The sequence below is a fragment of the Zestomonas insulae genome, assembly GCF_016901015.1.
In the GTDB taxonomy this organism is placed as follows: Bacteria; Pseudomonadota; Gammaproteobacteria; order Pseudomonadales; family Pseudomonadaceae; genus Aquipseudomonas; species Aquipseudomonas insulae.
In genome coordinates, this window is the sequence record NZ_JAFEUP010000001.1 from 325194 (window position 1) to 349856 (window position 24663).

The window sequence follows — 24663 nt, forward strand, 5'->3', positions numbered from 1 at the left end:
GCCATGTTCGGCCTGATCAAGCGATGGAAAGCCCTCGAAGCCAAAGGCATCATGGGCATCAACCGGCGTAACGCGGACTACGTGCTGAAGTACAACGAACGGCATCTGTACCCGATCGTCGACGACAAGATCATCACCAAGCACAAGGCCATCGAGGCCGGCATCCATGTGCCGGAGCTGTACGGGATCATCGAGACCGAGAAGGAAATCGACAAGCTCGGCGAGATCATCGGCGAGCGTAACGACTTCGTGATCAAGCCGGCGCAGGGCGCCGGCGGCGACGGCATCCTGGTGATCGCCGACCGCTTCGAGGACCGCTACAAGACGGTGTCCGGCAAGATCGTTAGCCACGAGGAAATCGAGCACCAGATTTCCAGCATCCTCACCGGTCTCTACTCGCTCGGCGGCCACCGCGACCGCGCGCTGATCGAGTACCGCGTGACCCCGGACCAGATCTTCAAGAGCATCAGCTACGAAGGTGTGCCGGACATTCGCATCATCGTGCTCAAGGGCTACCCGGTGATGGCCATGCTGCGCCTGCCGACCCGCCAGTCGAACGGCAAGGCCAACCTGCACCAGGGCGCCATCGGTGTCGGGGTCGACCTGGCCACCGGCGTGACCCTGAAAGGTACCTGGCTGAACAACAAGATCAGCAAGCACCCGGACACCGCCAACGCGGTGGATGGCGTGCAGTTGCCGAACTGGGACGGCTTCATGAAGCTCGCAGCCGGCTGCTACGAGCTGTGCGGCCTCGGCTACATCGGTGTCGACATGGTCCTCGACCAGGACAAGGGCCCCCTGATCCTCGAACTCAACGCTCGTCCCGGCCTGAACATCCAGATCGCCAACGACTGCGGCCTGACCAAGCGTGCGCACGCCATCGAGGCGCGGCTCGCCGAGATGGAAGCCAAGGGCGTGGTGGAACCCCCGGAAGAGCGCGTGCGCTTCTCCCAGGGCCTGTTCGGCCACGTGCTGCAGGCGCAAGTCTGAGTTCCAACGCGTAATGCAAAAGCCCGGCTCGATGCCGGGCTTTTTGTTGCGCCTGTGCGATCTCGGGCGCTAGCGCACCACCGCCAGCTCGAAACCGCCCTCGTCGGCATGCGCATGCTGCTGCATGCCCGCCTCGTCCACCGCCAGCTTCTGCAGCGGGCGTTTGTAAGGCTTATTGTCCAGCGTGCGCAGGTTGCGGTCCTCGTCGGTGGTCAGCAGCAGCACGTAGCGCTCGCCGACCTCGGCCTTGACCGGCACCGTGCCCTCGATGAAGGCGTAGCGGTACCAGGTCTCGCCGTGCAGCTGATAGACCGCGTCGCTGACCAGCCGGGTCGGCCGCTTGGCCTCGTCGAGGAACAGCAGCGACGGATAGACCAGGCCCTTGTTGGCGAAGCTGCGCACTCGCAGGCCGTAGGTGCTGTGCGAACGCGGCAGCTTCAGCGCGGCGTAGTAGCTGCGACCCATGGGGAAATCCAGGCTCGGCGAGAAGCGATTGAGCTCCTCGTAGCGCGGCTCGGCGGCCGACAACTCGGTGAAGGCATCGTCGGCCAGTTGCACGCAGCAGTGATTGATCAGGTCCTGATAGAGGCCCTCGCCCGCCGCCTTGCTGCCGGCCAGCAGCGCCTGCATGGCCGCAGTCGGCTGGCCGTCCAGCGAGGGCAGACGCGGCTTGTCGTTGGCGAATTGGACCTGGCGACCCTCGGTGTACTTGACCGGCTGGCTGCCCGACTCGCGGCGCGCCTGCGGAACGACGCTGGAGTTGCGCATCCGGCCTTGCTCGTCGACCCAGGTGTAGTACGGGTTGTCCTGACCAGGGCGCACGTAGCCGCGGCCTTCCAGCACATCGGCATCGATGTACTCGCCGGAACGCTCGCCATTTGGCAGCAGTTGGTCGCGCTGCCCAGCCAACTGCTGGTCGCCGGCGTAGAAGCTGTTCTGCAGATTGCCGCTGGCATCCACCCAGGTGAAGTAGCGCCGCTTGCTCTCGCCGCTGGTCTTCTCGCCCGGCCACTGCGCCGCTTTGGCGTCCTGCTGCCGGGCCTGGTCGCCGAGGCTGATGCGCCGCGCGGCCTGGCGCTGCTGCTCGCTGTAGTGACTGTCGATGAAGGTGTTGTGCACCGCGCCCTGGTCGTCGACCCAGGTCAAGTAACGCCCCTGGGTGGCTGGCGCGGACAGCGGCAGCACGCCGCACAGCAGCGGTAGCAGGAGGTGACGGGCAGACGCGATGATCGGCATGGCGGCGGGCTCAGAAAGTCGTCTGGTAGGTCAGCGCGAGGATGTACGCCTTGACGCTGGTTTCCACGTCCAGGTCGGCATAGGGGTTGTACACCATGCTGTCGATGTCCGAACAGTTGAGGTTACAGCTCGAGCGCGCCGGGATGCTCTGCTTGCTGGTCAGGTAGTTGAAGCCAAGGTCGATCAGCGTGTCCTTGTCCCATCGATAGCCGATGCCCAGCCCATACAGCTTGGCGTCGCCGAGCGGCGCCAGCACGTCGGCCTTGTTGCCGGGAATCGCCGAGGGCCGCGGCTCGAAACCGGCGCGCAGGCTCAGGCGGTCGTTGACGTCGTACTGCACGCCGACCGCCCAGCTCCACACCGACTCGTAGTCGCGGTCGAGGGTGATGGTGGTCGCCGTGGCGTTGTCCGGGGAGAACAGGCTGGCGATCTTCAGCACGTCGAGCGGCCGGTCGAACTCCAGCTTGAATTCCTTCCAGGCCGCGTAGTCGGTCCACTTGACGTCGAAGTTGACCTGCCAGCGCGACGCCGGACGCAGCTTGATGCCGGTGGAGAAATGCGCCGGATAGGTCAGGTCCATGGAGACGTTGCCGGCCTCCTCGTCGAACACCCCGTCCGGGGTGATGCTGCTGAAGATCGCGCCGATCAGCGAGCTGTCCAGGCCCTGCCAGAAGCCCTGCCAGTCGCTCGAGTAGTCGATACGGTACTTGCCCTGCAGGTGCATCTTCGCCTCGCTCTGGTACACCGCGCCCCAGGCGAACCAGTCCACCGGCTCCCAGAGGAAGCCGACGTTCCAGGTCGGCGACAGCGACTGCTGCATGTCGATGTCGAGGTTGGCGATGTCGGTGAACGGGCCGAGGTCACCGCCGCAGATGTTCAGCAGAATCTCGAACGGGTTGCCGTCAATGGTGCACAGCGCGTCCTGCGCCATGCCGGTGAAGCCGGTGAGCACGCCGGGCGCGCGGAAGTCCTGATTGAGCGCCACGGCCTGGTGCGAGAAACCGATCGACAGGCCGACCGACAGTTCGTCGTTGACCTGATAGCCGAGCGACGGCGAGAAGTAGGTGATGCGCTGCAGCACCACTTCCTTGCCCTGGTAGCGCGCCGGATCGTTGTCACCGCGCGAGTAGCCGAGCGCCTGCGGCGCGTAGACGTCGGTGGCGAAGGTGAACTTGGAGCCCGGCGGGTTGATCGACAACCCGGCCAGCGGGGCGAACAGCAGCGGCACCTCGGTGGCGCCACCGAGGCCCGGCAGGTACATGGCCGCGGCGGTGGTGCGGCTGGAGCGGTTGGCGATCGGGTCGTCGTCGAGACCGAGGAAGTTGCTGCCGTAGTCGGGTGGCGCGTCGAAGTCGGCGCGGATGTCCATCACCCCGGTGAGAAACTTGACCATGGTCTGCCGACCCTTGAGCTTGGTCAGCGCCGCCGGGTTGTAGTGCACCGCATCGATACCGCTGTAATCGGCGGTGATGGCATTGCCCATGGCCATCGCCTTGGGGTTGCCGATGGTCAGGTTCTGCGCCATCTGCGCCTGGCTGAAGCCGCTCCAGAGCACAGCCGCCCCGGCAACCGCCCGTGCGAGCGGCGAAATTCGCATCGTCATGAGGTCGTCCGCTGGTGGCTTACTGGGCTTTCAGGCCTTTGATATCGAGGGGCATCGACAGCCCCAGGAGGACGTCCGGCGAATCCTCGGTCATGCCGAAGCCCGCGTTGACGTTGACGATGTAGTCGGGCGAAGTCCGCAGCCCCAGCGAGAAGTTCATGATCGCGCTGGTCTGCTCGGTGCCCTCGAAACTGGCGTCGGCGAAGGTGTAGTCCGGCTTGTCGTTGTAGGACATCTGGTAGGACGTCGACAGCGACACGTCGTACGACAGCGCATAGGCGAAGCCCATACTGAAGTTGTACGCCGAGCCCGGGTCGACCTTGTTCAGCTCACGCCCGCCGCGCACCTGGTGGATGCCGGAAACCGGCACGTTGTAGGTGTATCCGAGCGAGCCGAACAGCACCACCGGGTCGACCACGTAGGACACATTGAGCCCGCCGCCGACGCTGTAGAAACCGCTGCCGGTCGCCAGGTCCTTGTCGTTGTTGATGTCGTAGGGGCTGGTGCCGGTCGGCAGGCCGAGCGTGGCGTACAGGGTGTAGACCGGCTTGCCGCGCAGCGACGACCAGGGCTGCCAGCGCAGGCTCGCGGAGATGTCACCGAGGCTGTAGACGTCGATCTCGCGCTCGGTGTCGTACTTGGCCACCAGCGGCAGGCGCATGCTGAAGGTCAGGTTGTCCCACACGCCGTAGTCGAAGGTGAACGAGTTGGTGAAGGTGTGCTGCGCCTCGGACTGCGCCACCACGCTGAACACGTTGTTGCCGGTGCGCACGGTCTGGATCTGCGTGTCGCGCAGCAGCGAATAGTCGAAGCCGTAGGTGAGCGTGCGCTCGCCCTTCTTCAGCAGGGTGTAGCTCTTCTCCGAGGCCTGGAACACCTGCTCCAGCGCCTTGGCGCTGTCGGCGTCATCGTCCTTCTTGCTCAACGCCTCGCGCGCATCGTCCACCGATGGCTCGTCGGCCCACACCGGTTCGATAACCGTCAGCGCCAGCATGGCAAGCCACGCATACCCCTTAACACCCATGACGCTATCCCCATTGGCTTCTTGTTATATGGGTTGGTTGCCGTACCACTATTTGCGGCGGATGTATTGAATGTCGCCCCCAGAGCCCAACTCGTCGGCCTGGTTTTCCATGAATTTGCTCATCTGCGGGAAGTCGCGGAACGCCAGCAGGCTGACCGTGCGATCGTCGATGATGCGCAGGTCGCGTTCGGTGAGCGCCATGGCGTTCTGCGGTTCCTGGCCGGTCGGGAAGATCACGAACAGGACGTTCTGGTCCCAGATTTCCTCGAAGCGGGTGCGGGTGAAACTGATGTTGCCGAGCGCCGGATCGGCGACGAACACGTGATCGTTGTAGACGTCGCGGACCACCACGAAATGCTTGAAGCCGGCGTAGTGAATCGGCACCAGGGCCGGGTGTTCCAGCGCGTCCAGGTCGGCGAACTCGGCGCGGAAACCGCCGCTGTTGTAGCCCAGCGCAGCGACGAAGCGCTTCATGTCGAGCAACGAGAAGCCGCGCCGTTCGACGATCTTGTCCGCCTCGCCGTAGCGCAGCAGACCTTCCATGACCTGGCGCTCTTCGAGGTTGCGACCGAGGTAGTAGTCGAGCAGGCCGGTCAGCGCCGCGGAACCGCAGCTGTAGTCGTAGGCCTGGCGAATCACATTGCGAAACTGCAGCTGGCTCATCGGCTCGAGGGTCACCGTCTCGCGCAGCGGGCCATTCGGCACCAGCGACTGGGTGAGGTTGACCGTGCCTTGCGCCGGCGGTTTGGTGTCCACCGCCTCGGTAAAACCGAACAGGCCGATCAGGCTACCCAAGAGAATTTCGATCATCTGCAGTCCTGATGAAGCGACTTTTTTTATTTAGGAGAAAGCCCCGCCGACATCCGTCGGCAGGGCTTTCCAGGTCAGACGCAGGGCAGAACTCAGTGGCCCCAGATCTTGACGGTGGTGCCGCCCATGTTGATGTCGGAGACCGCCAGGCCGCCGATGCTGCTGCCGCCTGCCAGAGCGCCCGGGGTGCTGCCGGCGGCGGCGGTGTAAGTACCACCGACGTTGATCTTCGCGACGGTCAGGGTACCGGTCATGCTCGGCAGGCCGATCGCCAGTTGCTTGATGCCACCGCTCTCCACCACGTCGATGGTCAGCGGAGCCGAGTCGGTGATCGAGAAGCCGTTGAAGGAGATACCGCTGAGGTTCAGCGCGTTGCCATCGTCGATGTAGGCGACGTTGCCGATCGAGCCGCTGAAGTTACCGGAGATGCTGATGCCGTCCTGACCGGTTACGGCGGACAGGCTGCTGTCGTCCATGGCCTTGAGGTCGGCTTGCGCCATGAACGGAGCGGCCAGGACAGCTGCAGCAAGAGCCAGTTGTTTGAAGCTTTTCATTGTTGTTGTCTCCAAGTTCTCAGATGAGGTTGCTGTCGCGGACGTCCTGTCCTGACAACTGGACCGGCTCACGCCGATCTCCAGACTCGCAATGGCTTCCCTAGGTATCGCCAGCCTGGATTCGTGAAGCACCGTGCTTCCCGCCCTGAACCTCAAATTACTGGCGCGCTGTGCGCCTGGCAGCCTATCCAACGGATGGCCGATGGCCGTCCCCTCCTCCAGCCCCGGTCTAGAGCTCGCCGAGCAAGCCCATGCTCTTGCCCTTGAGCACCGCCTGGGTGCGACTGCGCACGCCGAGCTTGGCGAACAGGTTGTGCAGGTGCCACTTGATGGTCGCCTCCGACAGATGCACCGTCTGGGCGATGTCGCGATTCGACAGGCCGGCCGCCACGAAGCGCAGGATTTCCCGCTCGCGATGGCTAATGTCCTGGTTTTCTTCAAGATTCTGATGGTCGACGGCGAGCCGCTGGCACTGCTCGCGCAGTTGCGCAGCCATCCCCGCCCAGTGCGCCGCGCGTTTCGGCTCGGCGGCCTGCCAGGCTTCCCAGAACGGCAGCAGCCACAGCGCGTCGTCGAGGAACAGCCGGCGATAGCCGTTCTGCCAGGCTTCTTCGAGGGTCGGCTGGAACAGGGCGAAGGCCTTCTCGCTGTTACCCTTGCGCCAGTACGCCACAGAAAGTAACAGGGCCAGACGCAAACGCCGGTCGCGATGGTGCGCCGCCGTCTGTTTGGCCAGGCAGGCTTCCAGGCAGGCTTGTGCGCGGTCGGCGCGGCGCTCGCTCAGCGCCACGCGCGCCTCGGCCATCGCCAGCGCCGCGTCGGCGTCGGCATAGCGGCCCTCGGGCAGTGCGCCGAGGTGCTGCTGCAGCTGCAGACAGGCACGCCCCGCTTCGTTGGGCCGCCCCAACCACAACAGGAACTGCACCTTGCAGGCCATCGCCAGGGCGAACACCCGCTCGAAACGCGCACCTTGCAGTTCGGCCAGCCAGCTATCCAGGCGCGCCAGCCCCTCCTCCGCCTCGCCGGCGAAGAAGCGTGCGCGCGCCATTACCAATTCACCGCGACTGATCAGCTCGACCGGGGTCGCCACGTCGCGCCAGGTGGTGGCGCGAGGCAGTTCGGCGAGCACCAGCGCGTGGCGGTCCTCCTCGTACAGCAGGTCGGCATACGCCAGCACCAGCGGTCCGCCGATCCGGTTGTGACGACCGAACAGGCGCGCGGCGCGCTCGCGCGCGGCCTCGGCCAGTCCGCGGCCGCGCGCCGGCTCGCCGTTTTCCTTGCAGATCAGCGACTCGATCATGCTGGCCATCATCTGCAGGTATTCGCTGTCGGCGCTGCGCAGGCAGTCGCGCGCCACGGCGATCGACTTGCCGGCCTCGCCATACTCGCCGAGCAGCGCATAGGCCGCCGCCTGCACACAGGACAGCGCAGCGCGGAACACCGGCTGGTTGTCCGGCACCATACCCAGCCAGTGGCGGGAAATCTTCAGGCAGGCCTCGAGCTTGTCCTGATAAAGCAGCACCAGGGCCTTGAGCACCTGGGTGACGCCGAGCAATTCGAGCATGCCGAAGTGCACGACCTTGCCACGGCCCTGCAGCAGGCGGCTGCTGACGTCTTCGATGAGCGCCTCCGCCTCGGCGAAGCTCTGGTCGAAGGCCAGCTGCCAGGCATAGAAGATCTGGAACACCGGATGCTCGTGGATGACTTCCGCCGGCAGGTTCTTGAACATGCCGAGGATGCCGTACACCTCGTTGCCGGCCACCAGCCGCGCGCCCTGGCGCTCAAGCAGGTCGGCGGCGAACGGGAAGTCGCGCGCACGCAGCGCGTAGCGGATCGCCCGGTCGGCCTGGTCATGGTTGTCGCACCAGCGCGCCGCGGTGTGCAGCAGCAGGGTCGGGTCGCCGCGCTTGGCCAGGCGCGCCTGGAGGAATTCGGCGAACAGGTGGTGGTAGCGGAACCACTCGCCCTTGTCGTCCAGCGGGATCACGAACAGCTGCTCGGTCTGCAGGCGCTGGAGCATCTCCTGGCCGTCGCGACGGCCGGTGACAGCGTTGCACAGCTCAGCATTCAGCTCGTCGAGCACCGAGGTCTGCTCGAGGAACTGGCACATGCCCTCGGACAGCCCGGCCATCACGTCCTCGGCCAGGTAGTCGGCGATGTTGCGCTCGCTGCCGGACAGGCTGGCGATATACGCATCGCGGTCGGCGTGGCGCTGCAGCGAGAGCCCCGCCAGGTGCAGACCGGTGATCCAGCCCTCGGTGCGCGACTGCAGCTGGCGCAGTTGCTCGGCGCTCAGCGGCAGGTGTTTGACCTCGCGGAAATACGTCGCGGTCTCCTCGCGGGTCATGCGCAGGTCAATGCCCTTCAGCGACATGATCCAGGTTGGCGTCGGCCGCAGCTCAAGCAGGTGCGGCTGGTAGCGCATGCTGGTGATCAGGTGGAAGTTGCCGGGCAGGCGCTCGGTCAGGTAGCGCGAAGCCTCGCGCATCGCCGGATGGCGAATGCGGTGGAAGTCGTCGAGGATCAGGTACACCTCGCCCTCCAGCCCTTTCAGGTCGGCGACGAAGGCGTCGATCAGCACCTCGTGCGAGGCGCTGGCGGACTCGCGCAGCGCCGCCAGCACATGCTGGCCGAAGCCAGAAGCGATCACCTCCATGGCTGCCACCAGGTAGCGCATCAGCCGCGACGGCTCGCTGTCCGACTCGTCGCAGGACAGCCAGGCCACGCGCGCGCCGCCCTCGAGCAGGCGCTGACGGTACTGGCTGAGCAAGGTGCTCTTGCCGCAGCCGGCCGGCGCGCTGAGGATCACCAGGCGCTGTTCGCGGCCGGCATACAGGCGCTCGATCAGCGCGCTACGCAGCAGCTGCGGGCGGCTGCCGAACGGCGCCGGAAACAGCTTGGTGCGCAGCAGCGGCAAGGCATTCGGATTGCTCACGGACATCCCCTTAATCGAGCAGGCTCAACTCACGCGCACGGCGGATGGCTTGCGTCCGGTTCCGCACCTTGAGCTTTTCGTAGATGTTGTGCAGGTGCCATTTGACGGTACCCAGCGCCAGCGCCAGCTGTTGACCGATCTCTTCGTTCGACATGCCCTTGGCCGCCAGGCAGACCACCTCGCGCTCGCGCTCGGTCAGGCCCTCGTCCAACGCTTCCAGCGACTTGCGCGCCGCCTGGCCGGGCCAGATCGCCAACAGGCCACGGATGAAGCTCTGCACCGTCGGCTGCCGCTCGGCGGATTCGAGCTGCTGGAGCATCTGCTGGATGGCGTCGCCCTCCTCGATGAACAGGCTGCGAATGCCTTCGCGCTCGGCGGTGATCAGGCACTGCACGAGCAGCGAGCGGGCGCGCTCCTGATAGCCGAGGCGCTGGTAGCTGAGCGCGGCGAGCAGGTCGAGACGCAAGCGCTGCAGGCCGTGCCAGTTGTTCTGCAATTGGCTGCGCAGCTGGGTGATCTCGTGCAGCGCCTCGCTGTAGTGGCCGCGCGCCTGTTGTAGGCGAATGCGCGTCAGGCCCTGCACCCACAGCACCGGATTGAGCGGCATGCGCTGGTAGTGTCCGGCCAGCTTGGCCCACTCCACCGCGGCAAAACGCTGCTCGGCGCGCTTGACCCGGTCGGCAGCCGGTTCCTGGAGGATCATTGCGATATCCTCGCCGACCGCCTGGGCGTAGAAGCGCCAGGTCTGGTTGCGCGCCGCCAGGTTCTGCATCAGGGTCAGGCAGGCCTGCGCCTCCTTCGGCCGCTCCTGCAGGCGATGGGTGCGCGCCAGGCTGAGCATGCCCTGGGCGTAGATGTCGATCGGATTGATCACGTCGACGGTGGCCAGCGCCCAGCGCAGGCGCTCCTCGATATGCTCGAGGTTGGCCTCCTGGTAGGCGATCAGCGAATCGATGATGGTGGTCAGCGCACAGGCGCGCGAGCGCTCGCCGAACCATGGCAGCACGCGCAGCCGCAACTGGCCGAACAGCAGCTGAGCCTGGCGGACCATGCCCTGCTCCAGGTACAGCAGGATCTCCACGTTGGCCAGCTGCATGTCCAGATAGCGGCCTTCGAGGAAGTGCTTGCGCTGCTGCGCCAGCGCCAGCAGACGGCGCGCCTGGTCAGGCTGGGCGAGCATCACGTAGGCCAACGCGCCGAGGATCAGCATCGCCACCTCGAGGAACGCGGTGTGCTGGCCGAGCTGCGCTTCGACCTTGCGCACCAGCGCCAGGCAGGTGTCGAGATCGTCCTTCTGCATCGCCAGCACGGCCTTGATGGTCAGCGCCGCCAAGGCTTCGGCATTCAGCGGGCCCTGCTTGGCCTGGCTCCAGCGCGACAGCTGCTCGTCGAGCATGCGATTGGCGTCGGGAAGCGACAGCTCGGCGGCGCGGGTCCAGACATCGGCCAGCACCAGCACCGGGAAGCGCTGGGCGATCTCGTCCGGCACCTGCTTGCGCCAGCGGTAGATGAGGTTGAGCTGACCGCGGTTGATCAGCTCCAGGCCGCAACCGTCGATCAGCGCGGCGAGCATTTCCGGGTCTTCCGCCAGGCAGGCGTGCTCGATGGCGAGGTTCTGCATGTGGTGGTTGGTGAACCACAGGCTGGCGTTGAAGTGCAGTTGCTTGAGGCGCTCCGGGTCGCGCTCCTTGAGCCGCGCGCGGAGGAATTCGGCGAACAGGTTGTGGAAGCGGTACCACTGCCGCTCGCGGTCGAGCGGCAGCAGGAACAGCTGCATCGCCTCGAGCCGTTCGAGCAGCGCCTGGCCGTCCTGGCGCCCGGTCAGGGCATTGGCCAGATCGCCGCTGACCTGCGTGGCAACGCCCAACGCCAGCAGCACCTCCTGCATCTCGGCGGGCAGCTGCTCGAACACCGTGCACAGCAGGTAGGCACCTACCGCGGCCTGGTCGCCGGCCACCGAGGCCATCTGCACCGAGGCCTGCGGCTGATGGCGCAGCAACAGGCTGGCCAGGTGCACGCCGACCATCCAGCCCTCGGTCTGCGCGTACAGGGCATTGAGCGTCGGCTCGTCCAGCGCCAGACCACCCTGACGCAGGTAGTCGCGGGTTTCGTCCTTGTTCAGGCGCAGCTCGTCGGAGCCGATCTCCAGCAGCAGGCCCTGGGCCCGCCAGGTGGCCAGACGCAGCTCCGGCTGGGCGCGACTGCCGACCGCCAGGGCGAAGCCCTCCGGGGCGAGCTTGATCAGCCGGTCGAGCATGCCGAGCAGTTCGGCGTCCTGCACCAGGTGCAGATCGTCGAGCACCAGCAGCAGCGGCTCGGCGCGACGGCTGAGGTCAGCCAGCAGGCTTTCCATTACCGCGGCCACCGGCACCTGCATTGCGGTGCCGAGTATGTCTGCCGCGGCAGTGCCGACGCCGGGCAGCGCGGCGTCCAGGGCGTTGATCAGTTTCTGGAAGAAACGCGACGGGTCGTCGTCCTCGGCGCCGAGGGACACCCAGGCCACCGCGTTGCCGACCTGACGGCGCTGTTCGGCGACGGCCGCCAGCGCACTGGTCTTGCCGAAACCGGCGGGCGCGCAGAACAACAACAAGCGGGCGTGGGAATGACTTTGCATCGCAGCCTGCACCAAGGGCCTGGGCAGGTAATCAACCGGCAGTTGCGGCGCCGTCAGCTTGGAACGCAACAGGCTGCCGGCGGTTGGATCCAGCACAACTTCCATGCTTCTGATCCTTGATCGTTATTGTTGTGATACGTCAGATCTTAGAATTCTTGTTCGCATACTAATCAGCGTTCGGGGCCTTGAGCAAACCGATGCAGAGGCTCTAGGACGATCACTGGCGGCGGACTACAATCGCCGCACGCGCCTTGCCGAGCCTCGCATGCCTACCTGCACGCTGCACGCCCTAACCTACCGGGCCGACCCTGCCGACTACTTCGCCGTGATCCGCCATGCCCCGGGCGCGGTGCTGCTCGATGCCGGGCGGCCGTCCGCCGAACGTGGACGCTATGACCTTCTCAGCGCCTGGCCATTGGCAGAATTGGCGCCGGCTGCCGACGAATCGGCCAACGATTTCCTGCAGCGTTTGCGCACCGCTCTAGCACGCCTGGGGCCGACCGTGGCGCCGGAGAATCACGACGTACCATTCGTCGGCGGAATAGTCGGCTATCTGTCCTATGACTTCGGCCGTCGCCTGGAATCGCTGCCGGCCGCGGCCGCAGACGACCTGGACCTCGGCGACGCGCGCTTCGGCCTGTACGCCTGGGCGCTGGTCAGCGATCACCACCGCCGGGAAAGCTATCTGGTGTTCCATCCGCAGCTCGCCGCTGCCGAGCGCGAACGCCTGGTCGCGCTGTTCAGCGCGTCGGCGACGCCGCCCGTCGCGTCCTTCCGCCTGCAGGCGCCGTTTCGCGCCGATCTCAGTGCCAGCACCTATCGCCAGGCGATCGAGCGTATCCAGGCCTACATCCAGGCCGGCGATTGCTACCAGGTGAACTTCGCACAGCGCTTTCGCGCGCCCTGCGTGGGCGACGCCTGGGCTGCCTATCGCGCGCTGCGGGCGAACTGCCCGACACCGTTCTCCGGCTTCATCGCCTTGGCGGACGGCAACGCGATTCTCAGCCTGTCGCCTGAGCGCTTCGTGCACATCAGCGACGGCCAGGTGGAAACCCGGCCGATCAAGGGCACCCGGCCGCGCGGCGTGACACCCGAGGAAGACCAGGCGCTGGCCGCCGAGCTGCTCGACAGCCGCAAGGACCGCGCGGAAAACCTGATGATCGTCGACCTGCTGCGCAATGACCTGGGGCGCAGCTGCCGCACCGGCTCGGTGCGGGTGCCGGAACTGTTCGCCCTGGAGAGCTACCCCAACGTCCACCACCTGGTCAGCAGCGTGGTCGGCGAGCTGGCGGCCGGCAAGGATGCGCTGGACCTGATCGCCGGCAGCTTCCCGGGCGGCTCGATCACCGGCGCGCCGAAGATTCGCGCGATGCAGATCATCGACGAGCTGGAGCCGACCCGCCGCAGCATCTACTGCGGCTCGCTGCTGTACCTCGACGTGCGCGGCGAAATGGACAGTTCGATCGCGATTCGCAGCCTGCTGATCAAGGACGGCCAGGTCAGTTGCTGGGGCGGCGGCGGCATTGTCGCCGACTCCGACTGGCAGGCCGAGTACAGCGAGTCGATCACCAAAGTAAAAGTGCTGCTCGATACCCTGGAACGCCTCTGAGCGCTTTCTTGGCCCCATGAAAAAGCCCGCCGAAGCGGGCTTTTTCGTCAGCGCGGACCTTACAGGCTCAGCGGGCGGTTGGACGCCTTGAGGAACTCGCGCTTGAGGTCTTCATAGGTGTGCACCGCCGGGAACTGCGGGAACTCGCGGATCACGTTGTCCGGCGCGTGGAACAGAATGCCGGCGTGCGCTTCGGAGAGCATGGTGGTGTCGTTGTACGAGTCGCCGGCGGCGATCACGCGGTAGTACAGGCTCTTGAAGGCGATGACCGACTGACGCTTGGGGTCCTTCTGGCGCAGTTGGTAGTCCACCACGCGATCGGTGTCGTCGGTGATCAGCTTGTGGCACAGCAGGGTCGGGAAACCGAGCTGGCGCATCAGCGGCTGGGAGAACTCGTAGAAGGTGTCGGAGAGGATCACCACCTGGAAACGCTCACGCAGCCAGTCGACGAACTCGACGGCGCCGTCCAGCGGCTTGAGGGTGGCGATCACGTCCTGGATGTCCTTCAGCTTCAGGCCGTGCTCGTCGAGGATGCGCAGGCGCTGCTTCATCAGCACGTCGTAGTCAGGGATGTCCCGGGTGGTCGCCTTGAGCGCGTCGATTCCGGTTTTTTCAGCGAAGGCGATCCAGATTTCCGGAACCAGCACACCTTCCAGGTCGAGACAGGCGATTTCCACAGCACACTCCCAGCGAGTTTTGGACGAAGGCGGCACTCTATCCGCTCGCCTTGGGCGGCGCAACGCGTGGCTTGCAGCCAAATAGCACAGTCCCGCGCTTCGATGGTTATTTAGGCGGCCGCGGCCGATTTGTTACCATCGCAGGCACAGAGCGCTCAGCGCCACCATAACTAGGAAGCCCGCCTGATGAGCCACCCCTTCGATGTCGCCGAACTGGCCGCGACGTACGCCAACAAGTCCCCACAGGACATCCTCAAACTCGCCTTCGAACATTTCGGCGACGACCTGTGGATTTCCTTCAGTGGCGCCGAGGACGTGGTCCTGGTCGACATGGCCTGGAAACTCAACAAGAACGTCAAGGTGTTCAGCCTCGATACCGGCCGCCTGCACCCGGAGACCTATCGCTTCATCGACCAGGTGCGCAAACACTACGGCATCGCCATCGAGGTGCTCTCCCCCGACGCGCGCCTGCTTGAGCCCTTCGTCAAGGAAAAGGGCCTGTTCAGCTTCTATGAGGATGGTCACGGCGAGTGCTGCGGCATCCGCAAGATCGAGCCGCTGCGCCGCAAGCTCTCCACCGTACGCGCCTGGGCCACCGGCCAGCGCCGCGACCAGAGCCCTGGCACCCGTAGCGCGGTCGCCGCGCTGGAAGTGGACAGCGCGTTCTCCACGCCGGAGCGCTCCCTGTACAAGTTCAACCCGCTGGCACAGATGAGCAGCGAGGAGGTCTGGGGCTACATCCGCATGCTCGAGTTGCCGTACAACGCCCTGCACGAACGCGGCTTCATCAGCATCGGCTGCGAGCCCTGCACCCGCCCGGTACTGCCGAACCAGCACGAGCGCGAAGGTCGCTGGTGGTGGGAGGAAGCCACCCAGAAAGAATGCGGGCTGCATGCCGGCAATCTGATCGCGAAGCACTGAGCCGATGCGCATAACCCTGGTGAAGAAAGTCCTGGCCGATGGTCAGGACTGCCGCAAATGCCGCGACGTGCTCGAGCAGCTCGAGCGGCGCGGCTACCTGGGGCGCATCGATCGCATCGTCATCGCCGACGAGCGCGACCCCGGCGGGGTCGGCTGGATGATTGCCCAGCACTATGGCGTGGACAGCGCGCCGTTCTTCATCGTCCGCCAGGACGACGGCAGCGAGCAGGTCTACACGGTGTTCCTCGCCTTTCTGCATGCCGTGCTCGAGCCGAAAACAGCCAGCGCACCGAGCGATGATGTGGCCGCGTTGGCCGAACTGGCCAAGCGCGACGGCCTCGACCGTCTCTGAACGAAAAAGCCCGGCACAAGCCGGGCTTTTCTTTGCTGCGTACCCGATCAGTAGGTGGGCAGCTTCACGTCCTGGAACAGCTCATCCAGTTCGCTCTTGTTGTGGCACTGCACGGCCTTGGTCAGCACATCCCGATTGAGGTGCGGGGCGAACTTCTCGATGAAGTCGCACATGAAGCCGCGCAGGAAAGTGCCACGGCGGAAGCCGATCTTGGTGACGCTGGACTCGAACAGCTCGCTGGCATCGAGCACCACCAGGTCGGAGTCGAGCTTGGTGTCGACGGCCATCTTGGCGACGATGCCGACGCCCAGGCCGAGGCGCACGTAGGTCTTGATCACGTCGGCGTCGGCGGCGGTGAACACCACTTTCGGCGACAGGCCGCGGCGGCTGAACGCCTCGTCGAGCTTGGAGCGGCCGGTAAAGCCGAACACGTAGGTGACGATCGGGTATTCGGCCAGCGCCTCGAGGGTCAGCTTCGGCAGCTTGGTCAGCGGATGGCCTTGGGGCACCACCACGCAACGGTTCCAGCGATAGCACGGCATCATCACCAGGTCGCCGAACAGCTCGAGGGCTTCGGTGGCGATGGCGAAATCGACGGTGCCGTCAGCCGCCATTTCGGCGATCTGCATCGGCGTGCCCTGGTGCATGTGCAGGGAAACTTCCGGGTACTGCTTGATGAAGGCACTGATCACCGCCGGCAGCGCGTAGCGCGCCTGGGTGTGCGTGGTGGCGATGGACAGCGTGCCTTTCTTCTCGTTGGAGAACTCCTGGGCGATCTGCTTGATGCTCTCGACCTTGCGCAGAATCTCCCCGGCGGTGGTGATGATGCGTTCGCCAGCGGGTGTCACCCGGGTCAAGTGCTTACCGCTACGGGCGAAGACCTCGACCCCCAGTTCGTCTTCCAGCAAGCGGATCTGCTTGCTGATCCCCGGCTGCGAGGTATACAGGCTCTGCGCCGTCGCGGAGACGTTGAGGTCGTGGTGCGCTACTTCCCAGATGTAACGCAATTGCTGAAGCTTCATAGATATCCCTCAAAGCGAAGTACGGCGCTGCGGTGGCAAGCGGCGTCATATAACCATATTAATGGTTAGAAGAATAAAACTAGACGTTTTTTTCAGACCTGCATGCCGTTCGTCTAACGGCCCGCCTCCTCGCTACGCCCACGGTGCTGCAGCATCGGCACCAGATACACCGGAACTTCGGCCAACTGCAGCAGGCGCAAGGCCGTCCGCCCCATCGGCACTTCCAGTTCCACGCCATGACTGTGACTGCCGACCACCAGCAGATCGACCGCCAAACGCTTGGTTTCTTCGAGAATGACTTGCGGTGGATCGCCCTGAACCACCCGTACGGCGCGGACCAGCGCCAGGTCGTCGGCACCATCCAGCTCGTCACGGAAGGCATCCAGCACCCGCCGCTCGATGCTGGTCATCACCGTGCTCAGGCCTTTGTTGCGGATCTCTTCGAGGGTGTCCTGATCGACATAACTCTTCAGCACCGACTCGGCAAATAGGCTCATCGGCTCGACGGCGTGAATGACATGCAGCTCGGCGCGAAAAGCGCGGGCCAAAAACAATGCATGCTGCAGCACATAGGTGGCGTACAGCCCGAGATCTGTCGCATAGAGAATCGAACGAATCATGCGCTCTCCCCGCTCCGCCGGCCGGCGCGCCTTGGTTTGAGCTTAGCAGCGCGCGCCATAAAGCACGGCCGCCGCGGGCCGGGAAGATGAGCGGTGCCTAGAGCAGCGTTTCGTTGCTGATGCCGTGCGGCACATGGCCGGTGGCGACCCGCTCGCGCGCCTTCTCGCAGTGACCGAGCTGGTCGTCGAAGAACACGTCGGCGCCGAAGGCTTCGAGCACCGCCGACTTTTCCAGCCCACCAAGAAAGAACGACTCATCCAGACGGATGTTCCACTCGCGCAGCGTGCGGATCACCCGCTCGTGCGCCGGTGCCGAACGCGCCGTCACCAGCGCCGTGCGGATCGGGCATGCCTCGCTGGGAAACTCCTGCTGCAGGCTGTGCAAGGCGGCGAGGAACGGTTTGAACGGGCCGCCACCCAGCAGCTCCCGCGCCGAATCCCGCTCGTGACTCTGGAACGCATCCAATCCGCCCTTCTGGTAGATCCGCTCGGATTCGTCGGAGAAGAGCACCGCATCGCCGTCGAAGGCGATGCGCAGCTCGGTGCTCGCCGCCCGCCGTGGGCCACCCGAGAGGATGGTCGCCGCGCCAAATCCAGAGCCCAAGGCGTTGCGCACATCCTCGGCATGGGTCGAAAGGAACAGGTGACAGCCGAAGGCGGCCAGATAGGGATCGGGGCTGCGCCCACCGACGAAGGCGGCCCGCGAGATGCCGAGCTTGTAGTGCTGGATTGAATTGAAGGCGCGCAAGCCGGTGTCGGCGCTGTTGCGCGACACCAGGATCACCTCGACGCGGGCCTGCTGCAGGCGGTCGTTGAGGGCCAGCAGCTTCTCCACCAGGGGAAAGGCGTCGCCTGGCGCGAGAGTCTCCTCCTCGTGGTCGATCTGGTATTGCCGATAGGCTTCGACTCCCTCGCTTTCGTAGATCCGGTGGCTTTCGCTCAAGTCGAACAACGCCCGCGAGGAAATCGCCAGTACCAGCTTGTCGCCCAATCCCTTGCTCATATCGACCTCAATCCAGGTTGCCCTCATCCAGGAAGCGTAGCGCCTGATACAACATTTCCACGCGCGGCATCGCGCAACCGGCGGCGGCAGCCGCAGCCAGGGGTGCCGCGTAGATGGCGTGCAGCTCCAGCGGTCGGCGCTGGGTGTAGTCGTGGTACATGCTCGGCAGGTAGTCGGCCATGCGGTCGGTGGCGGCCAACAGTTGCGCGGCGTAGTTCTCCGGCACGGCATGCCCGCAGGCCTGCGCACCTTGCACCACCTCGTCCATGATGGCGCCGATCAGCACGCGGCTGTCGGCCTGCTTCATCAGCTTGGTGGTACCGCCATCGAGCAGCACCGCCAGACCGTTGTACGGTACGTTCCACACCAGCTTCAGCCAGCGCGCCTGGCCCAGATTAGCCATGCCCTTGGCATCGATCCCGGCAGCGGAGAACAGTGCCACCGCGGCTTCGACGATCGCCTGCTGCTCGCTGGTGGACGCCGGCCCCGAGTGGTAGCCGAAGGTAACCGCGCCCAGAGCCTGGTGCTCGATCACCCCCGGACCGTCACGGTGCACGCAGATGTAGCAGAGGCCGCCCAGCAAATGCAGGCCCTCCGGCAGCAGCGGACGCAGTTCCTCTTCGACGCCCAGACCGTTCTGCAGCAGCACCACCTTGGCGCCCTCAGCGGCAGCTGCCGCGATCACCGGAGCCAATTCCGGGTTGCTGGTGGTCTTGGTGCCGACCAGCAGCCAATCGCAGGGCGGCAGGTCCGCCGCGCTGCGGTAAGCCTGCACCGGATGCAGAGTCAGCGCGCCGTGCACCGCGCTATTGAGCAACAAACCGCGCTCGGCGACGGCGTCGTACTCGCTGCGCAACAGAAAGTGCACATCAAAGCCGGCACGCGCCAGCAACAGCCCATAGAAACCGCCAATTGCCCCGGTGCCGATAATGCCGATGCGCGGACGCTGTGTTTCAGTCATTCAGGGAAGCTCCTCTTCAAATCGCAGCCATGCCCGCTCCAGCGCAGTCGTCAGCTCCGAGAGGCTCAGTCGAGCCTGCACGGTGCCGAAGAAGCGCCCGTCGCGCACGGCAAATAGGGCGGGTAGATGAAAGACCTCGTATCGCTCGACCAGGCCGCCGTTGCGCCCGGCATCGATCCAGCACAGACGGTCGAGCGGCAGCTTCAGCTTGGGCAGCTCACGCCGCGCCCAGCGACAACTGGCACAGCCCTCGCCGGTAAAGATCACCAGGGAGGTGCCGGGCCAATCGAGCAAGCTGCGGTCGGCATCAAGGTCAGTCAGTTCTATCTCGATCACTATACTGTCGACAGCACTATTCAAATGGTGAACACCGGAGCCTGCGTTACATGCGGCAATACCTGCGCCATCCGGCGGAACTACCCGTGGAACTGGTCCAACGCAAGCATGCCTTTCTGCCCAAGCAGCGGTTGCACAATATCAGCCTCGGCGGCGTGGCCTGCAATTCAGCCAAAGCAATTCGCCGGGGCACGGCGGTCGAACTGTGCATTCCGCTGCTCGGCGAGCAGGCCCGCTGCGCCGGCGTGGTGGCTTGGTGTCGCAAGCAAGCCGACGATTACCTGATTGGCATCACCTTTCTCGACGAGGACACGCTGTTTCGTGCGCGCATGGTCGAGCAGGTCTGCCAGATCGAACGCTATCGCCAGCAATGCGAGGAACAGGCCGGCCATGCGCTGCCGGTGGAATCGCTGGCGCGCGAATGGATCGACCAGAATGCGGCAGATTTCCCCCGCGATTGAGGCATTCGGCCACCTCCGGTCGCCCATTCCGCCGCCGCCCCATTGTCGAGCCAGCGCTTAACGCGCTAAGGTTCGTTCCCCCGTTGCGTCTTTAATGCTGTGCTCCGCCGCACGGGACTTGGCTGGCGGCCGGCACCCGTGAACTCTGAGCTGATGAATAGCACGATGGCTGATTTACCGATCGACGATCTCAACGTCGCTTCCAACGAGACTCTGATCACCCCCGATCAGCTGAAGCACGAAATCCCCCTGACCGACGCCGCCCTGCACACCGTTGCCAATGGCCGCGAGGTGATCCGCAACATCCTCGATGGCAAGGACCATCGCCTGTTCATCGTGATCGGCCCCTGCTCGATCCACGACGTCAAGGCGGCCCACGAGTATGCCGAGCGCCTGAAAGTCCTGGCCGCCGAAGTGTCGGACAGCCTGTACCTGGTCATGCGTGTGTATTTCGAGAAGCCACGCACCACTGTCGGCTGGAAGGGATTGATCAACGACCCGTACCTCGACGACTCGTTCAAGATCGAAGACGGCCTGCGCATCGGCCGCCAGCTGCTCCGCGACCTGGCCGAAATGGGCCTGCCGACCGCGACCGAAGCGCTCGACCCGATTTCCCCGCAGTACCTGCAAGACCTGATCAGTTGGTCCGCCATCGGCGCGCGCACCACTGAATCACAGACTCACCGCGAAATGGCCTCCGGCCTTTCCTCCGCTGTCGGCTTCAAGAATGGCACCGATGGCAGCCTGACCGTGGCCATCAACGCCTTGCAGTCGGTTTCCAGTCCGCACCGCTTCCTCGGAATCAACCAGGAAGGCGGCGTGTCGATCGTCACCACCAAAGGCAATGCCTACGGTCACGTGGTACTGCGCGGCGGCAACGGCAAGCCGAACTACGACTCGGTCAGCGTGGCGATCTGCGAGCAGGACCTGAACAAGGCCGGTATCCGCCCGAACGTCATGATCGACTGCAGCCATGCCAACTCCAACAAGGATCCGGCTCTGCAACCGCTGGTCATGGACAACGTCGCCAACCAGATCCTCGAGGGTAACAACTCGATCGTCGGCCTGATGGTCGAAAGCCACCTGGGCTGGGGCAGCCAACCGATTCCGAAGGACCTGTGCCAGCTCAAGTACGGGGTATCGATCACCGACGCGTGCATCGACTGGGAAGCCACCGAGAAGAGCGTGCGCAGCATGCACGCCAAGCTCAAGGACGTCCTGCCCGCGCGCAAACGCGACTAAGCGGACACCCATAAAAAACGCCGGGCATTGCCCGGCGTTTTTGTTTACGCGCCCTCGATCAGCCTTTGGCGGCCTGCCGCTGGCGTCGCTCGATGTAGCGCTCCACATAGGAGCACGACGGAATCACCGTGTAGCCCAAGCGATCGGCATACGCCAATGCGTGCTCGGTCAGCGCCGCGGCGATGCCGCGGCCACGCAACGAATTCGGCACAAACGTCCGATAAATATCCAAGGTCTGTTGCCCCAGATCCATGTACGCCAGGTAGGCACGATCGCCATCCACAATGGCCTCGAACCGGTGACCTGCCTGGTCATGGCTAATAGACAACACCTCGCTCATCGCCGCTCCTCGCCGGGTCTCAAAACATGACCCTTACCTTATCGATCTTATCTAACCGGAGAAACATCTCCGCCCCGCCCGTCCCAAATTGGACACTGAGGAAGGCTTTGCCGTTCTCCACTTTACGCAAAATACCCTGATAGTAGGCGCCATCATAGGTGATGAATTGCAAACGTTTTCCAGCATATTCCGGCAGGCTGGACACACTGACAAACTCATACTGGGGCGTGGCGCGCGCCGTTTCGCTTTTCTCGACCGCCACGACGTCGACGACCTTCGGTTCAGCCCGTGCAGTCGGGTCGAACCAGGTAAAGCCAAGCGGCTCGACAACTTGCTGATTGACCAATACCGCCGGGCGCAGCATGGCGAGCACATCCTTCGGCTCGAAGAACTGCAGACCGTCCCAGGCCATACCCTCGGTGGGACTCATCTCCAAGCGCAGCGCTTGCGGATCCTGCAGATAGCGTCGATAGCCATCCAACACCGGTTTATCCAAGGCAATTCGCTGCGCTCGTAGTGCATTGTCGAACTGGTCCAGCGCCGTTTGCACATAGGCGGCTTCGGACTGACCAAGCTTAGCAGCACAAAACGCCTGCACCTTGCGCTGATACTGGTTGTCATTGAGCTCGATCGTCCACAACTTGAGACGAGGCGGATTGACCCGCAAATCGCCAGGGCTGTCCGACATGTTCGACAGCAACAGGCCCAACCGCATATCCAGCACATCACGGCTATCGGCGGTCAGATTGAGCGCCAGCGACTGCGCACCTGGCTTGAACTGATAAGAAAGCTCGGCATCGGTGTCGAAGGTCCGATAGCCCATCAGCAGCAGCTCATCGGTGCCGATACTACGCACAGTGCCGCAGGCAACCTCGCTCATTGCGGTCCACAGGCTACGTTCAGCCGGCGTCTCGTATAGCTGTTGCATGAGCGGACCATGCACATCGAGCGCCACGCCCTTCAGGCTGAGCGCCATCTGCTCGGGAAACTTGCCCTCGGCCAAGCGCTCCTTGAAACGCAGCAGCTCCCCCAAACCATTGAACTTCAGCTCGGCATGGGCAATTCGCACACTGTCATTCACCGCCGGTACGCGAACGCTCAGACTTTGCAAACCCACCCGCCCATCAAAGGACGAAGTAATCCCGCCATAACTGATGTCCATGAATGGTGAAAGCTGAGTGATCGCATCGTTCATGATCGAACGTACCGACCACCAGAGCGACAGCTTGATCAGCAATCCGATAGCCAGCACGGACAGCAGGCCCCACTTGAGAATCTTCGACATGCGGACGTCCTTGTTCGAGCGCTTGTTATTCTTGAGCCCAACCTGCGGGACTTTATCAGCCTGATCGCGAGACGGTCATGCCCGCGTGCTGCAGCAGCGCAAATCTCTGCTACAAAGAAAAGGATGTTTGTGTGTTTCCCAAGCAATCTGTGTGTTTTTTAGACAACCACACTCCCACTTGCTTAAGAAACATCCAACCACCGGAAAAAAACAGCCGTGCTAGCGTTCTGTCAGTTTACTTACTAAAAGTAATGGGTAGTATGTAGGCCGGCTAATTCCTCGAGCTCGGGGAGTTGCTTTATGGAATATCCACCTTAAGGGGAACACGATGAACAACGTTCTGAAATTCTCTGCTCTGGCATTGGCCGCAGTTCTGGCTACCGGTTGCAGCAGCACTTCCAAAGAAACTGAAGCTCGTCTGACTGCGACTGAAGACGCAGCTGCTCGCGCTCAAGCCCGTGCCGACGAAGCCTACCGCAAGGCTGACGAAGCTCTGGCCGCCGCTCAGAAGGCTCAGCAGACCGCTGACGAAGCCAACGAGCGCGCCCTGCGTATGCTGGAAAAAGCCAGCCGCAAGTAATAGCCCTCGCGGCTATATAAGCCGACTCAGTCTTCTGAGTCGGCTTTTTTATTGCCTCGGATAATTGATGCACTAATAACGGGCAATAAAAAACCCGCCGGCGCATCGCACTCGACGGGTTCCGTACAGCGACTGTGATCAGAACGCAGCAGGCGGTGTAGTGCTTGCCACTGCCGCATCCGGCTCGGCAATTTCGACCGGAAGACCATCTTCCGCCGCCACCACATCACGCACCACCTCCCAGTTCAAACGCAGGCTGCCCGCCATATCGTCGCGCTTGAGCATCGCATTGATCACTGCCGTGTGCTTGTCGACTACTGAGGGGTCACCATGATCATCCAGCGGAGTATGGGCTTCGAGATAGATCTTCCCGCCGCTGATGCCGAACTTATAGGGCTCGTTGAGAATGCGCACCTTGGTGCCGACGGGCACGAGTTTCGCCAATTCCAGCACGTTGGGATTGAGCATACGGAAACAGCCGTGGCTGACGCGCATACCAATACCGAACTTCTTGTTCGAGCCATGAATCAAGTAACCCGGAGTGCCCAGGTTGAACTTGAATGGTCCCAACGGGTTATCCGGACCTGCTGGCACGATAGCCGGCAACGGATCGCCATCCGCGGCATGCTCCTCTCGAATGGACTTGGGTGGATACCAGGCCGGATTAGGCGTCTTGCCGGTAATAGTGGTCATGGCGATCGGCGAGCCCCAACCTTCCCGCCCGATACCCAGCGGATAGGTGTAAACCACGTCCCGGCCTTTCGGGAAGTAGTACATGCGGTACTCAGCCAAGTTGATCACGATCCCTTCGCGCGGACCAGGCGGCAGAATGAAGCGCGTCGGCAGCACGATGTCGGTGCCCGCGCCCGGCAACCAAGGGTCAACGCCCGGGTTGGCGGCGACCATTTCCAGATAGCCGAGATCGTTGGCCACGCCGATGTCGGCGAAAGTGTCTTCATACTTGGCTTTGATCACTTGCACCTGGCCGACGACATCCTCTCCCGGCGGCGGCAGCGGCAACTCGAGCGCACCTGCAGAACCGGCCAGAAAGAGCGTGGCGAGGGATAAAGAACGAGCGACCACGGGAACGCGCGACAGCATCCGAAAATCCTTGACGTGAAAACGACGGGTAAACGGCGATTGTACACCGCCGCCGCTGGGCTCAGAAACCCAGCCAGTCGGGCCGTTCGCCGGCTTTCCGCGCATGGAACGCGGCATGGCAGGAAGGACACAGTCGCTTGTCGCGGAGCGAAGCACGACTCACGCCCGACCAGCGCGGCTGCGCCGGCAACAGACCGCCGCACAGCGTACGGTCCGCGAAACCACCCAATTCCAGTTGCCGCGCCACCAGATGCAGGCGAATTTCGCGGCAAGCGAACAGGTCCAGTTGCTCGTCTGGCTCGATCATTTGGTAAGCGTGCAACGACCAGACAGCGCGCGACATTGGTGGGTTCCTGGGCAAGGTGCGCAACATTAGCTGAAAGCCCC

24 protein-coding genes are annotated in these 24663 nt (G+C 63.9%); 7 read left to right on the forward strand and 17 right to left on the reverse strand.

The window, feature by feature from the left end:
- Window positions 1-3: 3 nt before the first annotated feature.
- Window positions 4-990 carry an alpha-L-glutamate ligase-like protein gene (locus tag JQX08_RS01575; RefSeq protein WP_204914220.1) on the forward strand — a complete coding sequence of 329 codons (987 nt, stop codon included), beginning with the start codon at window positions 4-6 and terminating at the stop codon, window positions 988-990.
- Between the two features lie 69 nt (window positions 991-1059).
- Here JQX08_RS01575 and JQX08_RS01580 read toward each other — a convergent pair whose 3' ends face one another.
- The 7 genes from JQX08_RS01580 to JQX08_RS01610 form a co-directional block, all read right to left on the reverse strand.
- The gene (locus JQX08_RS01580) at window positions 1060-2226 is read right to left on the reverse strand and encodes a MalM family protein (RefSeq protein ID WP_204914221.1); all 1167 of its coding nucleotides are present in this window, start codon (window positions 2224-2226) and stop codon (window positions 1060-1062) included.
- Between the two features lie 10 nt (window positions 2227-2236).
- On the reverse strand, window positions 2237-3829 hold the full coding sequence (locus tag JQX08_RS01585) for an outer membrane protein transport protein (protein WP_204914222.1): 1593 nt from the start codon (window positions 3827-3829) through the stop codon (window positions 2237-2239).
- Window positions 3830-3848: 19 nt separating this feature from the next.
- On the reverse strand, window positions 3849-4853 hold the full coding sequence (locus JQX08_RS01590) for a transporter family protein (protein ID WP_204914224.1): 1005 nt from the start codon (window positions 4851-4853) through the stop codon (window positions 3849-3851).
- Between the two features lie 48 nt (window positions 4854-4901).
- Complete coding sequence (locus JQX08_RS01595; RefSeq protein ID WP_204914226.1) at window positions 4902-5663, reverse strand: C39 family peptidase; 762 nt, start codon at window positions 5661-5663, stop codon at window positions 4902-4904.
- 92 nt (window positions 5664-5755) lie between these two features.
- Window positions 5756-6217: a DUF6160 family protein gene (locus JQX08_RS01600; protein ID WP_204914228.1), complete on the reverse strand. Its 462-nt coding sequence runs from the start codon at window positions 6215-6217 to the stop codon at window positions 5756-5758.
- Window positions 6218-6446: 229 nt separating this feature from the next.
- The gene (locus tag JQX08_RS01605) at window positions 6447-9152 is read right to left on the reverse strand and encodes a winged helix-turn-helix domain-containing protein (protein WP_430472487.1); all 2706 of its coding nucleotides are present in this window, start codon (window positions 9150-9152) and stop codon (window positions 6447-6449) included.
- Between the two features lie 10 nt (window positions 9153-9162).
- Entirely contained in the window at window positions 9163-11871 is a 2709-nt protein-coding gene (locus JQX08_RS01610; protein ID WP_204914232.1) for a winged helix-turn-helix domain-containing protein, read from the reverse strand.
- A 160-nt stretch (window positions 11872-12031) separates the two neighbouring features.
- On the opposite strand from JQX08_RS01610, the gene pabB reads away from it, so the two are divergent.
- Window positions 12032-13375 carry an aminodeoxychorismate synthase component I gene (gene pabB, locus JQX08_RS01615; RefSeq protein WP_204914234.1) on the forward strand — a complete coding sequence of 448 codons (1344 nt, stop codon included), beginning with the start codon at window positions 12032-12034 and terminating at the stop codon, window positions 13373-13375.
- Window positions 13376-13434: 59 nt separating this feature from the next.
- Here the strand turns inward: pabB and thrH are convergent, their stop codons facing one another.
- On the reverse strand, window positions 13435-14052 hold the full coding sequence (gene thrH, locus JQX08_RS01620) for a bifunctional phosphoserine phosphatase/homoserine phosphotransferase ThrH (protein WP_204914236.1): 618 nt from the start codon (window positions 14050-14052) through the stop codon (window positions 13435-13437).
- A gap of 186 nt (window positions 14053-14238) precedes the next feature.
- Between thrH and JQX08_RS01625 the strand changes: the two genes are divergently transcribed.
- A complete protein-coding gene (locus tag JQX08_RS01625; protein ID WP_204914238.1) occupies window positions 14239-14973 on the forward strand; it encodes a phosphoadenylyl-sulfate reductase in 735 nt (244 codons plus the stop codon).
- 4 nt (window positions 14974-14977) lie between these two features.
- On the forward strand, window positions 14978-15325 hold the full coding sequence (locus JQX08_RS01630) for a hypothetical protein (RefSeq protein ID WP_204914240.1): 348 nt from the start codon (window positions 14978-14980) through the stop codon (window positions 15323-15325).
- Between the two features lie 47 nt (window positions 15326-15372).
- On the opposite strand, the gene cysB is transcribed toward JQX08_RS01630, so the two are convergent.
- The 5 genes from cysB to JQX08_RS01655 all read right to left on the reverse strand — a co-directional run bounded on the left by cysB (window position 15373) and on the right by JQX08_RS01655 (window position 19267).
- Window positions 15373-16347: an HTH-type transcriptional regulator CysB gene (gene cysB, locus JQX08_RS01635; RefSeq protein WP_204914242.1), complete on the reverse strand. Its 975-nt coding sequence runs from the start codon at window positions 16345-16347 to the stop codon at window positions 15373-15375.
- 113 nt (window positions 16348-16460) lie between these two features.
- Window positions 16461-16967, reverse strand: coding sequence for a universal stress protein (locus tag JQX08_RS01640; protein ID WP_204914244.1), 507 nt, complete (start codon window positions 16965-16967; stop codon window positions 16461-16463).
- Between the two features lie 97 nt (window positions 16968-17064).
- Window positions 17065-17970, reverse strand: coding sequence for a 5'-nucleotidase (locus JQX08_RS01645; protein WP_204914246.1), 906 nt, complete (start codon window positions 17968-17970; stop codon window positions 17065-17067).
- Between the two features lie 7 nt (window positions 17971-17977).
- Window positions 17978-18931 carry a putative 2-dehydropantoate 2-reductase gene (locus JQX08_RS01650; protein ID WP_204914248.1) on the reverse strand — a complete coding sequence of 318 codons (954 nt, stop codon included), beginning with the start codon at window positions 18929-18931 and terminating at the stop codon, window positions 17978-17980.
- Window positions 18932-19267, reverse strand: coding sequence for a YbbN family protein (locus JQX08_RS01655; RefSeq protein ID WP_346727567.1), 336 nt, complete (start codon window positions 19265-19267; stop codon window positions 18932-18934).
- A 50-nt stretch (window positions 19268-19317) separates the two neighbouring features.
- On the opposite strand from JQX08_RS01655, the gene JQX08_RS01660 reads away from it, so the two are divergent.
- The gene (locus tag JQX08_RS01660; RefSeq protein WP_204914251.1) at window positions 19318-19728 is read left to right on the forward strand and encodes a PilZ domain-containing protein; all 411 of its coding nucleotides are present in this window, start codon (window positions 19318-19320) and stop codon (window positions 19726-19728) included.
- Window positions 19729-19893: 165 nt separating this feature from the next.
- On the forward strand, window positions 19894-20970 hold the full coding sequence (locus JQX08_RS01665; protein WP_204914253.1) for a 3-deoxy-7-phosphoheptulonate synthase: 1077 nt from the start codon (window positions 19894-19896) through the stop codon (window positions 20968-20970).
- 58 nt (window positions 20971-21028) lie between these two features.
- Here JQX08_RS01665 and JQX08_RS01670 read toward each other — a convergent pair whose 3' ends face one another.
- Window positions 21029-21310 carry a GNAT family N-acetyltransferase gene (locus JQX08_RS01670; RefSeq protein WP_204914255.1) on the reverse strand — a complete coding sequence of 94 codons (282 nt, stop codon included), beginning with the start codon at window positions 21308-21310 and terminating at the stop codon, window positions 21029-21031.
- Window positions 21311-21329: 19 nt separating this feature from the next.
- On the reverse strand, window positions 21330-22595 hold the full coding sequence (locus tag JQX08_RS01675) for a hypothetical protein (RefSeq protein ID WP_204914257.1): 1266 nt from the start codon (window positions 22593-22595) through the stop codon (window positions 21330-21332).
- Between the two features lie 328 nt (window positions 22596-22923).
- Between JQX08_RS01675 and oprI the strand changes: the two genes are divergently transcribed.
- The gene (gene oprI / locus JQX08_RS01680; protein ID WP_187672082.1) at window positions 22924-23175 is read left to right on the forward strand and encodes an outer membrane lipoprotei OprI; all 252 of its coding nucleotides are present in this window, start codon (window positions 22924-22926) and stop codon (window positions 23173-23175) included.
- A 138-nt stretch (window positions 23176-23313) separates the two neighbouring features.
- Here oprI and JQX08_RS01685 read toward each other — a convergent pair whose 3' ends face one another.
- Entirely contained in the window at window positions 23314-24276 is a 963-nt protein-coding gene (locus tag JQX08_RS01685) for a L,D-transpeptidase family protein (protein ID WP_204914259.1), read from the reverse strand.
- A 61-nt stretch (window positions 24277-24337) separates the two neighbouring features.
- Window positions 24338-24619, reverse strand: a complete 282-nt coding sequence (locus JQX08_RS01690; RefSeq protein WP_204914261.1) for a hypothetical protein — start codon at window positions 24617-24619, stop codon at window positions 24338-24340.
- Window positions 24620-24663: the final 44 nt, after the last annotated feature.

Excerpts from the sequence above, each read along its gene's own strand:
- JQX08_RS01575 (WP_204914220.1), top strand. The coding sequence starts at position 4 with ATGTTCGGCCTGATCAAGCGATGGAAAGCCCTCGAAGCCAAAGGCATC.
- JQX08_RS01580 (WP_204914221.1), bottom strand. The coding sequence starts at position 2,226 with ATGCCGATCATCGCGTCTGCCCGTCACCTCCTGCTACCGCTGCTGTGC.
- JQX08_RS01585 (WP_204914222.1), bottom strand. The coding sequence starts at position 3,829 with ATGACGATGCGAATTTCGCCGCTCGCACGGGCGGTTGCCGGGGCGGCT.
- JQX08_RS01590 (WP_204914224.1), bottom strand. The coding sequence starts at position 4,853 with ATGGGTGTTAAGGGGTATGCGTGGCTTGCCATGCTGGCGCTGACGGTT.
- JQX08_RS01595 (WP_204914226.1), bottom strand. The coding sequence starts at position 5,663 with ATGATCGAAATTCTCTTGGGTAGCCTGATCGGCCTGTTCGGTTTTACC.
- JQX08_RS01600 (WP_204914228.1), bottom strand. The coding sequence starts at position 6,217 with ATGAAAAGCTTCAAACAACTGGCTCTTGCTGCAGCTGTCCTGGCCGCT.
- JQX08_RS01610 (WP_204914232.1), bottom strand. The coding sequence starts at position 11,871 with ATGGAAGTTGTGCTGGATCCAACCGCCGGCAGCCTGTTGCGTTCCAAG.
- pabB (WP_204914234.1), top strand. The coding sequence starts at position 12,032 with ATGCCTACCTGCACGCTGCACGCCCTAACCTACCGGGCCGACCCTGCC.
- JQX08_RS01625 (WP_204914238.1), top strand. The coding sequence starts at position 14,239 with ATGAGCCACCCCTTCGATGTCGCCGAACTGGCCGCGACGTACGCCAAC.
- JQX08_RS01630 (WP_204914240.1), top strand. The coding sequence starts at position 14,978 with ATGCGCATAACCCTGGTGAAGAAAGTCCTGGCCGATGGTCAGGACTGC.
- cysB (WP_204914242.1), bottom strand. The coding sequence starts at position 16,347 with ATGAAGCTTCAGCAATTGCGTTACATCTGGGAAGTAGCGCACCACGAC.
- JQX08_RS01640 (WP_204914244.1), bottom strand. The coding sequence starts at position 16,967 with ATGATTCGTTCGATTCTCTATGCGACAGATCTCGGGCTGTACGCCACC.
- JQX08_RS01645 (WP_204914246.1), bottom strand. The coding sequence starts at position 17,970 with ATGAGCAAGGGATTGGGCGACAAGCTGGTACTGGCGATTTCCTCGCGG.
- JQX08_RS01650 (WP_204914248.1), bottom strand. The coding sequence starts at position 18,931 with ATGACTGAAACACAGCGTCCGCGCATCGGCATTATCGGCACCGGGGCA.
- JQX08_RS01660 (WP_204914251.1), top strand. The coding sequence starts at position 19,318 with ATGCGGCAATACCTGCGCCATCCGGCGGAACTACCCGTGGAACTGGTC.
- JQX08_RS01665 (WP_204914253.1), top strand. The coding sequence starts at position 19,894 with ATGGCTGATTTACCGATCGACGATCTCAACGTCGCTTCCAACGAGACT.
- JQX08_RS01670 (WP_204914255.1), bottom strand. The coding sequence starts at position 21,310 with ATGAGCGAGGTGTTGTCTATTAGCCATGACCAGGCAGGTCACCGGTTC.
- JQX08_RS01675 (WP_204914257.1), bottom strand. The coding sequence starts at position 22,595 with ATGTCGAAGATTCTCAAGTGGGGCCTGCTGTCCGTGCTGGCTATCGGA.
- oprI (WP_187672082.1), top strand. The coding sequence starts at position 22,924 with ATGAACAACGTTCTGAAATTCTCTGCTCTGGCATTGGCCGCAGTTCTG.
- JQX08_RS01685 (WP_204914259.1), bottom strand. The coding sequence starts at position 24,276 with ATGCTGTCGCGCGTTCCCGTGGTCGCTCGTTCTTTATCCCTCGCCACG.
- JQX08_RS01690 (WP_204914261.1), bottom strand. The coding sequence starts at position 24,619 with ATGTCGCGCGCTGTCTGGTCGTTGCACGCTTACCAAATGATCGAGCCA.